Genomic DNA, 14,634 nt, shown 5'->3' with positions numbered 1-14,634 from the left:
CTCATTTCCGGCCCAAGGCACACCTCTACCTCTGGCAATTTTTGTGTTGAAAACACTGGTACTTTTACAGAAATAAGTTTTGGTTCTTTATAGACTCCAATTCCATACCCCAAATCTTTAAGCTTTTCTCCTAGCATTACTCGTGTTGCTAGCTCTATAATAGGAACACCGCTTACTTTACTTATATAAGGCACAGTACGACTTGCTCTAGGATTTACTTCTATTATATATAGCTTTTCTTTGAATTCTATAAATTGGATGTTCATCATTCCTATAATTTCAAGTTCCGTTGCAAGTTTTTTAGAGTACTCTAATATTTTCCCTTTTATACCTTGAGATATATTTTGACTTGGATACATAGTGATACTATCTCCGGAATGTATACCTGCCCTCTCTAGATGCTCCATAATACCTGGAATTAATATTTCACTTCCGTCACAAATAACATCTACTTCAATTTCCCTACCTACTAGATATTTATCTATTAAGATAGGATTTTTTTCATCTTTTTTAAAGGCGTTTCCTAAATAATGAATTAATTCCTTTTCTGCGTATGTTATTTCCATCCCTTGGCCACCTAAAACATATGAAGGCCTAACAAGTACTGGGTATCCTAAACTTCTAGCCTCAAGTATTCCTTCATCGAGACCCCAAACGGCCTTTCCCTTTGGTCTATCAATTAACAACTTTTCTAAAACACAATCAAATTTCTCTCTATCTTCGGAAGCATCTATTTGTTTCGGTTGTGTTCCTAGAATAGGGACATTGTTCTCACTTAAAAAATTGGCGAGCTTAATTGCGGTTTGGCCGCCAAACTGTAAAATGACACCTTCAACTTTTTCTTTTTCTACTATGTTCAGAACTTCTTCCTCTGTTAGTGGCTCAAAATACAATTTATCAGAAATATTAAAATCCGTACTAACAGTTTCGGGATTATTGTTCACTATTATGGTTTCAATACCTAATTTTCTTAGGGCCATTACACTATGGACAGAAGCATAATCGAATTCTATACCTTGACCAATTCTTATTGGTCCTGAGCCAACAACCATAATCTTACGGTTGCTACTTACTTCCACTTCATCATACATCTCGTATGTAGAATAATAGTAAGGTGATATTGCTTCGAATTCCCCTCCGCAGGTGTCTACCATTTTATAACTAGGTTTAATATTCCATATTTTCTTCAGATTATAAATTACCTTTGGTTTAACTTTTAATAAATCAGCAATTCCATTATCTGAAAATCCTTTTTTCTTTAACATATACAAATATTCCTTACTTAAAGTATCAATTGATAATTCTTTTAACTTTTCCTCTTGATCCACAATCCATTTTATTTTATTCACAAAGAAATGATCTATACCGGTGATTTCACATACTTTACCTGGACGATAATCACGCCTAAGCATTTCAGCTAAGTAAAAAATTCTTTCATCATCTGGAATCATAACTCTTTTCTTCAATTCTTCTAAATTCTTATCCATATATAAAGGATTTATTAAGGAGAATTTATCTAAATCTAATGAACGAATTCCTTTTAGAAATGCAGCTTCAAAATTACTTCCTAAAGCCATGATTTCTCCGGTAGCCATCATTTTTGTTCCTAAAGCTCTTTTTGCTCCATAGAATTTGTCAAAGGGCCATTTGGGGAATTTTACAACTACATAATCTAAGGAAGGTTCAAAGCAAGCATAAGTCTTTTGGGTTACTGCGTTTCTGATTTCATCTAGTCCGTATCCAAGTGCAATCTTTGCCGCAACTTTTGCTATGGGGTAACCTGTTGCTTTTGAAGCCAGAGCGGAAGATCTGCTTACCCTTGGATTAATTTCTATTATTGCATACTCAAAGCTTAGTGGATTTAAAGCAAGCTGTACATTGCAACCTCCCTCTATTTTTATTTCGTTAATAATATCAATAGATGCGCTTCGCAGCATCTGATACTCCTTGTCAGAAAGAGTTTGGCTGGGAGCAACTACAATACTATCTCCGGTATGAATGCCTACCGGGTCTATATTTTCCATGTTGCATACCGTTATACAATTTCCTCTACTGTCCCTCATTACTTCATATTCAATTTCTTTCCAACCTTTAATACTCTTTTCGAGAAGAACTTGAGAAACGGGACTAAGGTATAACCCTTGCTCTAATATAACAGTTAATTCCTCTTCGTTTTCTGCAATACCTCCACCAGTACCACCTAAAGTATAAGCAGGTCTTACAACTACAGGGTAGCCAACTTTATCTGCAAATTTCATTCCAAGATCTAACTCTTTTATAATCTCACTTTCAATCACCGGCTGATTTATTTTCTGCATTACTGCTCTAAATCGGTCTCTATCTTCACCATTTTTTATAGATTCTATTGAAGTACCAATTACCCTAACTTTATATTTATCTAAAATCCCCTTATCATAAAGCTCTACCGCTAAGTTTAATCCAGTTTGACCACCCATTCCACAAAGGATGCTATCAGGTCTTTCTTTTGCAATAATTTTTTCTATAAACTCAGTAGTTAGTGGTTCTATATATATATTATCCGCAATTTCCTCATCAGTCATAATTGTAGCAGGATTGCTATTTATGAGAACTACATTTATTCCTTCTTCTTTTAATGACTGACAAGCTTGTGTTCCTGAATAATCAAATTCTGCTGCTTGACCTATAATAATAGGACCTGAACCTATTACTAATACTTTTTTTATATTATTGTTTATAGGCATATTGGCCCTCCTTTATATCTAAAATAAGTTAAAAGTCTTCGTTAATCGCCTAAACGAAGAAATTTATCGAAAATATTATTTGCATCCTTTGGACCTGGACTAGCTTCAGGATGGAATTGAACGCTAAAAATAGGCAATGTTTTATGCTTCATTCCTTCAATTGTTCCATCATTTACACTAATATGAGTTTTAATAGTGTCCATTGGTAAATCCTTTACTACATATCCATGATTTTGAAGGGTGATATATACTTTGTTTTCTTCTATATCCTTCACAGGATGGTTTGAGCCTCTATGCCCAAATTTTAATTTTTCAGTGGATCCACCAAGACTTAATGCTAACAATTGGTGGCCAAGGCAAATACCAGAAATAGGTTTTACTCCTATTAATTCTTTTAATGTGTCAATTACATTTTTCAAATCCTCAGGGTCGCCAGGGCCGTTAGATAAAAATATTAAATCAGGATCTACTTTTAATATTTTATCAGCAGTTGTATTTGCAGGAAATATAGTTAACTTACATCCTCTTTTAACGAAAGAGCGAAGTATATTTTCTTTTATACCGAAATCCATAATAGCTACGTGTTTTCCTGTGCCTTGTATAACTCGTATTTCTTTAGATGTAACTGAGTTTACAGCATCTCGATTATCAAAATTCTTAAATTTTTCATTTATTTCTTCCGAAGTTAGATCTTTTAATGCAATAATGCCCTTCATTGTACCACTATTTCTTAGTGTTTTAGTTAATGCTCTTGTATCAATACCTTCAACGCCTATAATGTGATTTTGCTTTAAATAACTTTGTAAATCCATCTCGCACCTGAAATTACTAGGGCTATCACACTTTTCCCTAACAATGAATCCTTTTACTTTTGGTCCTTCTGATTCTATATCTTCTAAATTTATTCCGTAATTTCCTATAAGAGGGTATGTCATAGTAACAATTTGCCCATAATATGATGGATCAGTTAAAACTTCTTCATAACCTGTCATTCCAGTATTAAATACTACTTCGCCTATGCTTTCTTTTAAATACCCAAAGGATGTTCCTTCGAAAATCATCCCGTTTTCTAATATTAATTTTGCTTTCATATTTTACCTCCACAAAAAATAAATTGATACTTCAAACCATTTATTTATATTAATTTCTACTTAGTCAAATATTTTCTTCAATGTATTAGGGTAAAATATATTGTAAAATTATTAAATAAAAGAAATATAATTATATGCTTATTCATATTCATGTATATTTATACATAGTACTTTATATAGTGTGATTTGTCAATAGTAATCGAAGTTTATAATTAGTATGACGGGTGTTTTCGCTGGCTTCTTATATATGATGCTAGTAAACTCTGAAAGACATTGGGTACGCTTTAGATTCTAATTAAAACAGCAACTCTTAAATATAAATAAAACACAAACAATATAATTTATATGTTGCATAAATATTCAATTTAATGTATAGTTATTAAAAATGATTTAAAGGGGATGAATAAATGATAAAAGTTGGAATTGTGGGTGCAACAGGATATGCAGGAGTAGAACTTTTACGATTATTACTCCAACACCCAGAAGTTGAAGTAACGGAAATTGTATCACATTCATTTGAAGATGCAAATATTAGTGACGTATATGCTAATTTTAATGAAAATTGCAATTTAGTATGTAGCAGTTTAACGGAATTTATGAAAAGTGGTATTAAAAAATGCGATCTTGTTTTTGCTGCGTTACCACATGGGTTAAGTGAAGATATAGCTTTTGAATGTGATAAACACGGTATTGTTTTTATAGACATTGGAGCAGATTTTAGACTGGAAGACGAAAAATCCTTCGAAAAATGGTATGGGCTAAGCTATAAATACAAAACATTACATAATAAAGCTCAATACGGATTACCTGAACTTTATAGAAATGAAATAAAACAGGCTAAAATTATCGCCAATCCAGGTTGTTATCCAACCAGTATTATTTTAGCGTTGGTACCAGCTTTAAGAAATAAACTAATTAAACGTAGTTCAATAATAATTGATGCAAAATCAGGTCTTACCGGCGCGGGAAGGGAACTTTCTTCCGCCAGTCATTATATAGACTGTAATGAGAGCATGAAAGCTTATAAAATTGGTTGTCATAGACATACACCCGAAATAGAGCAGGAGCTTTCAAGGGCGGCAAAAGAAGAGATAGTTATAAACTTTACACCGCATCTACTTCCTATAAATAGAGGGATATTGTCAACTATTTATTGCGATCTAGATGGAAGTATTACTTTAGAAGAATTAGTAAATCTTTATAAAATTTTTTATGCAGGTGAGAAGTTCGTAAGAGTACTAGATATAGGGAAAAGTGCAGAAATAAGAAATGTTAAAGGATCAAATTATTGTGACATAAGTATTAACATAGATGCTAGAACCAATAGACTTATTATTAATTCTACAATTGATAATATGGTTAAAGGTGCTGCAGGGCAAGCAATTCAAAATATGAACTTGATTTTTGGGTTAAAAGAGGATTTAGGATTATCTTATATCCCAATGGTATTTTAAAAAAAATTTTACAAATGGAGATGGTTTAAAATGAAAATTATTAATGGTGGAATAACTGCACCAATCGGATTTGTTGCAGCTGGTGTACATTGTGGATTAAAAAAGAATGTAAAAAAGAAAGATTTAGCAGTTGTATGTTCAAAAAAAATATGCAACGCCGCTGGAGTCTATACTACAAATAAAGTTAAGGGAGCACCCTTAATAGTAACAATGGAACATTTGGAAAATTTAAAGGCTCAAGCAATCATTGTAAATAGTGGTAGTGCAAATACTTGTACAGGTTTAGCAGGATACGAAAATGCAAAAAAGATGGCTCAACTTACTGCTGAGAGCTTAAATATCAAAGCAGAAGATGTAATTGTAGCATCTACAGGGGTTATTGGTGTTCATCTTAATATGGATTTTCTAGAAAAAGGTATACCTGAAGTTTGTATGGCCATAAGTAAGCAAGGGTATATTGATGCAAGAGAAGCTATTAAGACAACAGATACTGTGAAAAAAGATTTAGGCATTGAAATTGATATAGATGGAAAAAAAGTAACCATTGGCGCAATGGCTAAAGGGTCCGGTATGATTCACCCTAATATGGCTACAATGTTAGCATTTATAACTACAGATTTAGATATTGATGAAACGCTTTTAACTGAGGCATTAAAGGAAAGTGTAAGCAAAACTTACAATATGATAAGTGTAGACGGAGATACAAGTACAAATGACATGTCTGTAATCCTTGCAAATGGAATGGCAGAAAATACAAAGATAACTGAAAAGGATACTAATTATAAGATATTTTTAGATGCACTCCAATTTTTAAATACAGAACTTGCGAAGAAAATTGCTAAAGATGGTGAAGGAGCAACGAAACTTTTAGAAACTCTCGTTAAGGGAGCCTCAACTTATGAAGAGGGCGCAAAGGTAGCAAAAGCTATCATCGCCTCAAGTCTTGTTAAAACTGCCATGTTTGGTGCAGATGCAAATTGGGGTAGAATTTTATGTGCAATAGGTTATTGTGGGGAAGATATAAATCCTGAAAGAGTTTCAATAAGTTTCGAAAGTGGTAAAGGATATATTAAGGTATATGAAAATAGTCAACCATTAGAATTTTCAGAAGAAAAAGCAAAGGAAATACTTTTAGAAAATGAAATTCAAATTATTGTAGAACTTAATAAGGGTGAATTTGAAGCAGTTGCGTGGGGTTGTGATCTAAGTTATGAATATGTAAGAATCAACGGAGATTATCGAAGCTAAAGCAGCGGAGGAGATTAAGTGAAATGGCTATTAGAGATAAAGTTAAGGCAGACATATTAATTCAAGCTCTCCCTTATATACAGAAGCACTTTGGGAAAACTATTGTGGTTAAATATGGCGGGAATGCAATGATAAATGAAAGCTTAAAGGAAATGGTAATAAACGATTTAATTCTTTTGAGTTGTATAGGTATAAAAGTAGTAGTAGTTCACGGTGGTGGACCACAGATAAACAAATATTTAAGTAAGTTTGGTAAAAAATGCGAATTTATTAATGGACTTAGAGTAACGGATGATGAAACTATGGAAGTTGTTCAGATGGTTCTTGATGGTAAAGTTAATAAAGAAATCGTTGCTTTAATTGATAAAAACGGAGGAAAAGCTATAGGACTCAGTGGAATTGATGCAGGTCTTTTAAAAGCAAAAAAGAAAGTCTCCAAAGATGAAGTAGACTTAGGCTATGTAGGTGAGGTAACCTCCGTAGATGAAATGGTACTAATAAATTGTTTGAATGACGGTTATATACCAGTGGTATCTACTGTGGCCCTCGGCGAGGATGACTATAAAGCTTATAATATAAATGCAGATTATGCTGCTTCTAAAATAGCTGCAAAGTTAAAGGCAGATAAGCTTATTCTCCTTACGGACGTACCTGGAATTCTAAGAGATTTTGAGGATGAAACAAGTCTTATAACTGAAGTAGATGTTAAAGATATTCATTTACTAAAAAAAGAAGGAATTATAAAAGGTGGAATGATTCCTAAAATTGAATGCTGCGAACAAGCTATAGAAGGTGGCGTTAAAAGAACACATATTATTGATGGAAGAGTTCCCCATTCTATTTTACTAGAAATGTTTTTAGATGAAGGAATTGGAACGATGATAGATTAATTATCTTAAAAAATATATAGAAAAGGGTGATAATAATGAATGCTCAATTAGAAATGGAAAAAGAACAAAAATATATAATGCAAAATTATGCTAGATTTCCTGTTGTAATTAAAGCAGGCAAAGGTTCTAAATTATACGATGTGGATGGCAAAGAATATATTGATATGACTGCAGGTATAGGCGTAAGTAGTCTTGGATATAACAATGAAGGATTAAAAAAAGCACTTCATGAACAAATAGATAATATTCTTCACACATCAAATATTTTTTATAATCCAACCACTATAGAACTTGCAAAACAACTAACACAAATTACAAAAATGTCTAAAGTATTTTTTGCGAATTCTGGTGCTGAAGCAAATGAATGTGCAATAAAAATGGCTAGAAAATATGGTTTTGATAACTACAATGGAAAGAAAAATAAAATTATTACATTAAAACAATCTTTTCATGGAAGAACTATTACTACACTTGCTGCTACTGGACAAGAGAAATACCATAAATACTTTTATCCTTTCACTGAGGGCTTTAAATATGTAGAATTGAATAATTTTGATGAAATGAAGGAAGCGCTTGATAATACTGTGTGTGCTGTAATGCTAGAAGCCATTCAGGGTGAAGGTGGAATTATCCCTATGAGCGCGGAGTTTGCAAAACAAGTAGAAGAACTATGTACACAAACAGATACTTTACTTATTTTTGATGAGGTGCAATCTGGTATTGGCAGGACAGGCAAATTCTTTGCTTATGAAGCATTAGATGTAAAACCTGATATAGTAACTACAGCGAAAGGTCTCGGCGGTGGAGTTCCCATAGGCGCTGTTCTTTTCAATTCTAAAATGGAAAATGTAATTAAAAAAGGCGATCATGGGAGTACCTTTGGTGGAAGTCCCATTGCAGCTGCTGCGGCCATCCAAGTATTAAAAATAATTTGCCAAGATGGATTTCTAAAACAGGTTGAAGAAAAAGGAAAGTATATAACTACAAAACTTAAAAATATGAATACTGACAAGATTAAAGAAATTAGAGGGGCAGGGCTAATGATAGGAGTAGAATTAAACTGCGCAGTAAAGGAAATACTAAATTCATGTATACAAAAGGGAGTTCTTTTTTTAAGTGCAGGGGAAAATGTAGTAAGAATGCTACCACCACTTATCATAAGCTATGAAGATATTGATATAGCACTACAAACATTAGAAGAAACATTAAATTGTATTTAACACCTTATGATAAAGGTAGTCTAGCTTTCAATTGCTCAGACTACCTTTTTAATTGAGTTAAATAATCAATTTTCTCTTAATATATTGAGATCCTTACCTTGCATTATTTTATTCATAGTTCTCATTGAACACATTTTACCACACATAGTACAGCTATCAACATTCTCTGGTATCGATTCTTTTCTATATCTTTTAGCTTTATCTGGATCAATAGCAAGTTCGAACATTCTCTTCCAATTAAGATTTTGTCTTGCTGTGCTCATTTCATTATCCCAGTCACGGCTACCAGTAATATTTTTGGCAATATCTCCAGCGTGAGCGGCAATTTTTGCAGCAATAATACCTTCACGTACATCATCGACATTAGGGAGTCTTAAATGTTCTGCTGGCGTTACATAGCAAAGGAAATCAGCTCCATAGCTTGCAGCTAAAGCGCCACCTATGGCACTTGTAATATGATCATAGCCTGGAGCAATATCTGTAACTATGGGTCCTAAAATATAAAAAGGTGCACCATGACACATTTTTTTTGCAAGCAACACATTCGCCTGAATTTCATTTATTGCCATGTGACCTGGTCCTTCTATAATAACTTGTACATTTTTTTCCCAAGCTCTTAAGGTTAATTCACCAAGCACCATTAATTCATGGATTTGACAAGCGTCAGTTGCATCATTAATGCAACCAGGTCTACAGGCATCTCCAAGGCTTATAGTTAAGTCATATTTTTGGCATATATCTAATATCTCATCGAAATATTCATAAAAAGGATTTTCCTTTTGATTTAATTCCATCCAAGCGTATAGAAGTGATCCGCCCCTTGATACTATATTAGTTATTCTCTTGTTTCTTTTAAATACATTTGCAGTGGCGATGTTTAAACCTGCATGAATTGTTACAAAATCAACTCCATCTTTTGCATGTTTTTCTACCACATCTATAAATTCTTTAGACGTAATGTCTTGTAATTCTTTATCGTAAAAACCTAAGGCATCATATATTGGAACAGTACCTATAATAGCAGTGGAGTCAGAAATAAGCCTTTTCCTAAATTCTTCAGTTTTACCAAAGGAGCTTAAATCCATTACAGCTTCAGCTTTCATATCTATGGATAATTGTACTTTTTTCATTTCCTCATCAATATCACAGCAATCCTTAGAAATACCTAGATTTACATTAATTTTAGTTTTTAAGCCTTCTCCAACTCCTTCAGGGCTTAGTACTTTATGATTTTTATTAGCTGGCAAAGCCACTACACCTCTTGCTATTTTATCTCTTAAAACTTCTGTAGGCATATTTTCCTTTTGTGCTACTATTATCATCTCTTTTGTTATAATACCTTTTTTTGCAGCATCCATTTGAGTTGTATACATCATTTTAAAATCTCCTTTTCCATATAATATTTTGAAATAAAAAAATGCAAGCTCATAAAGAGCTTGCAACAAAAAAACATCGTTGTAAAAAACTCCCTACGTTGGAATTACCCAAATCAGGTTATGAGGGTCAGAGATAAAGTCTCTTTCTCAGCTCATAATACGAGCTCCCCTTGTTTGCTATTATTAAATTATTATTTCGACCTTATTATAGTTCTTAAATGATTTAATGTAAAGCTTAATTATTAATAAAATTAATGCTTGACTTACAATTATAAAGATGATATTATTCTATTAGTTTAACGAGTTAAAGCTATAACGTATTGAAGCAATATTGGAGGAGATATTTTTGAATAGTTGGAAAACCCATATACCGGAAGGATCAAGAGATGTACTCTTTGAGGATTGTAGTAATAAAATTAAGATTACAAATACACTTAGGGAATTATATATAAATAGTGGTTATTTAGAAGTGCTATCCCCTACATTAGAATTTTATGACGTTTTTCAAGGGGATGACACATCTATTGAACAGGAAAAAATGTATAAACTTTTTGATAATGCAGGAAGAATATTGGTGCTAAGACCAGATATGACAATGCCAATAGCAAGAATCACCGCAACAAAGCTTAAAGATTCATTATATCCACTTAGGTTGTGCTACGGTGGAAATATATTTAGGATGAATGAAAATTGGGAAGGGAAAATTAGCGAAATTACCCAATCTGGGATAGAGATAATAGGAAGTGAAAACCAAAAGGCAGATGCAGAAGTAATTATAACAGCAATTCAGGCACTTCTTGCTGCAGGAGTGAAAGATTTCGAACTTGAAATTGGGCAAGCTGAGTTTTTTAAAGGTTTAACTCAGGATATAGAACTCGATCGTGATGAAATGGAAAGGTTAAGAGGACTAGTTGGAAGTAAAAACTTTGGAGCACTTCGTGAGTTTATAGATGAAAAAGAAGCAATACTTGTCACAGATAATCTAGAAGCTTTAAAAAAGTTACCTGAGCTATTTGGCGGCATTGAAATCCTTACAAAAGCTAGAAACTTAACAAAAAATAAAAGAGCATTAGCTGCAATAGATACTATAGAGAAAATTTATGAAAGAATAGAAAGTCTAGGACTTGGTGCACATATTTCAATTGATTTAGGAATGGTACAGAATATTGATTATTATACAGGTGTTATTTTTAGAGGATATAGCAGTAAAGTTGGAACTACAATTATTAGTGGCGGTCGATATGACAATTTAATCGGGAAGTTTGGTGCTCCTATGCCAGCAGTTGGATTTGCCATAGATGTGGACAACATCTTATCTGTTCTTTTAAAACAGGGAAGTAGTAATGACAAAGTAAAATCAAAATTCCTTATTCATTATGAAAATCGCTTAATCGGAAGTGCCATAAGGCTTGCAGCACAAATACGAAAAAAAGGGTTTGTTTCTGAGCTAGGCCTATTTGAAGAAAAAGAAAAGGCTTTAAGCTATGGGGATCAAAAAAACATAGATAAACTGATATGTATGTATGAGAATGATGAAGTCCAGATAATAGATATAAAAAACAAGAAAAGTTACACCGAGGATGTAGAGAAATTTATTGTGAGTTTGGGGGAATAATGATGAAAGCAATACGGATAGCATTAACAAAAGGAAGACTTGAAAAGTACGCTATTAAAATGTTTGAAGACATAGGTATAGATTGTACAGAGCTTCGACACAAAGGAAGAAAATTAATTCTTAAAGATATAAAAAATAATATAGAATTTGTCCTAGTGAAATCTACAGATGTGTTAACTTATGTAGAACATGGAGCTGCAGATATAGGCATTGTTGGTAAAGATACTTTAATGGAGCAAAACAAAGATTTTTATGAGGTTGTAGATTTAAAGGTTGGAAAATGCATGTTCGCTGTGGCGGCGCTTCCTAGTTTTACAAGCTATGATGGATATAACCGTAAAAAGATAGCTACTAAATATCCTACAGTGGCAAAAGACTATTTCAAAAAAAATGATGAAGATGTTGAAATTATAAAACTAGATGGATCAGTTGAACTTGCTCCCATACTAGAATTATCAGATGCAATTGTGGATTTGGTTGAAACTGGAGATACTTTGAAAGAAAATGGACTTATTATTATTGAAAAAATCTGTGATATAAGTGCACGAATGATTGTAAATAGAGCAAGTATGAAAATGAAAAAAGAAAAAATCAGTAAATTAATATTGAGGGTTCAAGCATATGTAGATGAAAATGGGGTGACGGTATTATGATAAAAATTATACAAGCAAGTAGCAGTGCTTTAAAAGATTACATGGAATCCATAAAACAAAGGTCAGAAGACGTACAAAAGGATATAAATATTGTTGTGGATAAAATTTTAGAAGATGTAAAAACTAGAGGCGATATGGCAATAGTAGAATACACACAAAAATTTGATAGTAAATGCATTACAAGAGATAATCTTATTGTTTCAGAAAAAGAAATTAAAAATGCATATAAAATGGTAGACCAAGACTTTCTGGATGCAATTAACCTTGCAAAGGAAAATGTGTCTGAGTTTCATGAAAAACAAAAGAGAAACCCATGGATGATGACAAGAGAAAAGGGTGTTATTTTAGGACAAACACTGAGAGGTGTGGAAAGCGCAGGGTTATATGTACCTGGTGGCACAGCCGTTTATCCATCTTCAGTTATTATGAATGCTATTCCAGCAAAGATAGCAGGAGTAGAAAACCTGGTAATGGTAACACCACCACTTGCGGATGGGAGTATTAACCCACACATTTTAGTAGCGGCGGATATAGCAGGGGTAAACAAGATTTATAAAGTTGGCGGTGCACAAGCAATAGCTGGACTTGCTTTTGGAACAGAGAGTATTTCTAAGGTGGATAAAATAGTGGGACCGGGAAACATATATGTGGCTACGGCAAAAAAAGGTGTGTTCGGATATGTTGATATAGATATGATAGCGGGCCCAAGTGAAATATTAATTATTGCAGATGAAACTGCAAATGAAAAATTTATTGCAGCTGATTTAATGTCTCAAGCAGAGCATGATGTGCTTGCATCAGCAATGCTTATAACAACATCTAAAGATCTTGCACGAAAGGTTGTAAGTGAGCTTGAAATACAAATACAAAATATGAGCCGAAAAGAGATTATAAAAGAATCACTTTCTAAATATGGAGTTATTTTAATTGTTGATAATATAAATGAGGCTATAGATTTAGCAAATAAAATTGCACCAGAGCATCTTGAAGTCTTAGTAAACAATCCGTTTGATATATTAGGAGATATAAAAAATGCAGGTTCTATATTTTTAGGGGAATATTCGCCAGAACCACTAGGGGATTATATTGCAGGACCTAATCATGTTCTTCCAACCGGTGGCACCGCAAGATTCTTTTCTCCATTATCTGTAGATGATTTTATAAAGAAATCAAGTTACATATACTATACAAAGGAGGCGTTAGGTGAGGTTAAGGATAAGGTAATAAAACTTACAGAGGTTGAAGGGCTGACTGCTCATGGAAATTCTATAAAAGTGAGGTTTAAATTATGATACAGGATTTATTTAGAAGTGATTTAACAAATTTTAAACCATATGAGGCCGGTAAAGTTGATTATAAGGTTAGGCTAAATGCCAATGAAAATTTTAGTGACTTTAATGAGGATGTACGGAAAGAAATAGGTAGGGAAATAGAGAAATTTGTTTTTAATAGATATCCAGATCCACGAGCCTTTGAAGTCTGTGATCTTTATGCACAGTATGCAAAGGTAAAAACTATAAATGTAATGGCTGGAAATGGTTCAGATGAGTGCATACAAGTTATTGCTAATGCTTTCTTAAATACAGGCGATAAGGTAGGAGTTCAAAGTCCGGATTTTTCAATGTACTGTTTATATACTAAAGTTGCAGGTGGAGTACCGATTGAGTTTCAACTGGACTCTAATTTAAAGTTGGATGTAGAAGGCTTTATTCATATGGTCAATGAAGAAAAAGCTAAGATTGCATTTTTATCTAATCCTAATAATCCTACAGGTGGAGTTATAGAAAGAGAGAACATTATTAAAATTATTAAAGAATGTAATTGTATTGTAGTTATTGATGAAGCCTATTTTGAGTTTTATGGAAAATCCGTAGTAGATTTAATTGATAAGTACGAAAATTTAATTGTACTTAGAACTTGTTCTAAGTTTGGACTCGCAGCAGCTAGGGTAGGTTTTTTGATTACTGGTGAAGTGCTAATGGGTGAACTTAAGAAAGTAAAACCACCTTATAATGTGAATGCAATTTCCCAGTGCATTGCATCTGTTATTATTAAATATTCAGAAATAATAAATAAAACTGTGGAACGTATTCTTGTAGAGAAAAAGTATTTACTTCAAGAACTAAGTACTATTCCTTCCATAAAGATATACGAATCAGAAGCGAATTTCATATTGATAAAATCAGAAAATGCGCGGAAGATGAAAGGAAAACTTTTAGATAAAAACATAAATGTAAGAGGATTTGATTCGGGTAGATTACAAAATTGTTTGAGAATAACGGTAGGAAGCAGAGAAGAAAACCGCTATCTATTAACCAATATTTCCCAGGAAATGCAAGAAATAAATATGCTTTAATATATTTA

General features: G+C 32.9%; 11 protein-coding genes and 1 riboswitch. Of the genes, 8 read left to right on the top strand and 3 right to left on the bottom strand.

What is annotated here, in order from left to right; all coding sequences use genetic code 11:
• Together carB and ACJAX4_RS07750 are read right to left on the bottom strand one after the other, a co-directional pair.
• Nucleotides 1-2,723 (bottom strand): carbamoyl-phosphate synthase (glutamine-hydrolyzing) large subunit (carB, locus tag ACJAX4_RS07755; protein WP_435788886.1); only part of this gene is annotated, 2,723 nt, incomplete at its 3' end.
• A 41-nt stretch (nt 2,724-2,764) separates the two neighbouring features.
• Complete coding sequence (locus ACJAX4_RS07750; RefSeq protein WP_435788885.1) at nt 2,765-3,814, bottom strand: carbamoyl phosphate synthase small subunit; 1,050 nt, start codon at nt 3,812-3,814, stop codon at nt 2,765-2,767.
• A gap of 407 nt (nt 3,815-4,221) precedes the next feature.
• Between ACJAX4_RS07750 and argC the strand changes: the two genes are divergently transcribed.
• Genes argC through ACJAX4_RS07730 form a run of 4 tightly spaced genes read left to right on the top strand, consistent with a single transcriptional unit; the run spans nt 4,222 to nt 8,626 of the window.
• The gene (argC, locus tag ACJAX4_RS07745; protein ID WP_435788884.1) at nt 4,222-5,268 is read left to right on the top strand and encodes an N-acetyl-gamma-glutamyl-phosphate reductase; all 1,047 of its coding nucleotides are present in this window, start codon (nt 4,222-4,224) and stop codon (nt 5,266-5,268) included.
• Nucleotides 5,269-5,298: 30 nt separating this feature from the next.
• Nucleotides 5,299-6,516, top strand: a complete 1,218-nt coding sequence (argJ, locus tag ACJAX4_RS07740) for a bifunctional ornithine acetyltransferase/N-acetylglutamate synthase (RefSeq protein WP_435788883.1) — start codon at nt 5,299-5,301, stop codon at nt 6,514-6,516.
• A 23-nt stretch (nt 6,517-6,539) separates the two neighbouring features.
• On the top strand, nt 6,540-7,406 hold the full coding sequence (gene argB, locus ACJAX4_RS07735) for an acetylglutamate kinase (RefSeq protein WP_435788882.1): 867 nt from the start codon (nt 6,540-6,542) through the stop codon (nt 7,404-7,406).
• Between the two features lie 35 nt (nt 7,407-7,441).
• Complete coding sequence (locus ACJAX4_RS07730) at nt 7,442-8,626, top strand: aspartate aminotransferase family protein (RefSeq protein ID WP_435788881.1); 1,185 nt, start codon at nt 7,442-7,444, stop codon at nt 8,624-8,626.
• Nucleotides 8,627-8,691: 65 nt separating this feature from the next.
• Here ACJAX4_RS07730 and thiC read toward each other — a convergent pair whose 3' ends face one another.
• Nucleotides 8,692-10,002, bottom strand: coding sequence for a phosphomethylpyrimidine synthase ThiC (gene thiC, locus ACJAX4_RS07725; protein ID WP_435788880.1), 1,311 nt, complete (start codon nt 10,000-10,002; stop codon nt 8,692-8,694).
• Between the two features lie 73 nt (nt 10,003-10,075).
• A riboswitch (TPP riboswitch) is annotated at nt 10,076-10,183 on the bottom strand.
• A gap of 165 nt (nt 10,184-10,348) precedes the next feature.
• Here thiC and ACJAX4_RS07720 point away from each other — a divergent pair.
• The 4 genes from ACJAX4_RS07720 to hisC are packed head-to-tail and all read left to right on the top strand — an operon-like array spanning nt 10,349 to nt 14,626.
• The gene (locus tag ACJAX4_RS07720) at nt 10,349-11,617 is read left to right on the top strand and encodes an ATP phosphoribosyltransferase regulatory subunit (protein ID WP_435788879.1); all 1,269 of its coding nucleotides are present in this window, start codon (nt 10,349-10,351) and stop codon (nt 11,615-11,617) included.
• A 2-nt stretch (nt 11,618-11,619) separates the two neighbouring features.
• Nucleotides 11,620-12,270, top strand: a complete 651-nt coding sequence (gene hisG / locus ACJAX4_RS07715; protein WP_435788878.1) for an ATP phosphoribosyltransferase — start codon at nt 11,620-11,622, stop codon at nt 12,268-12,270.
• Nucleotides 12,267-13,562, top strand: coding sequence for a histidinol dehydrogenase (hisD, locus tag ACJAX4_RS07710; protein ID WP_435788877.1), 1,296 nt, complete (start codon nt 12,267-12,269; stop codon nt 13,560-13,562). Before hisG ends, hisD begins: the two co-directional genes overlap by 4 nt.
• Nucleotides 13,559-14,626 (top strand): histidinol-phosphate transaminase, encoded by a 1,068-nt coding sequence (hisC, locus tag ACJAX4_RS07705; RefSeq protein WP_435788876.1) that lies wholly within the window; start codon nt 13,559-13,561, stop codon nt 14,624-14,626. Before hisD ends, hisC begins: the two co-directional genes overlap by 4 nt.
• Nucleotides 14,627-14,634 lie beyond the last annotated feature (8 nt).

The sequence above is a fragment of the Clostridium sp. genome (assembly GCF_051278035.1).
Lineage (GTDB): Bacteria > Bacillota > Clostridia > Clostridiales > Clostridiaceae > Clostridium_AD.
The sequence above is the reverse complement of the archived record's forward strand: the minus strand, read 5'-3'. Positions and strand labels throughout refer to the sequence as shown.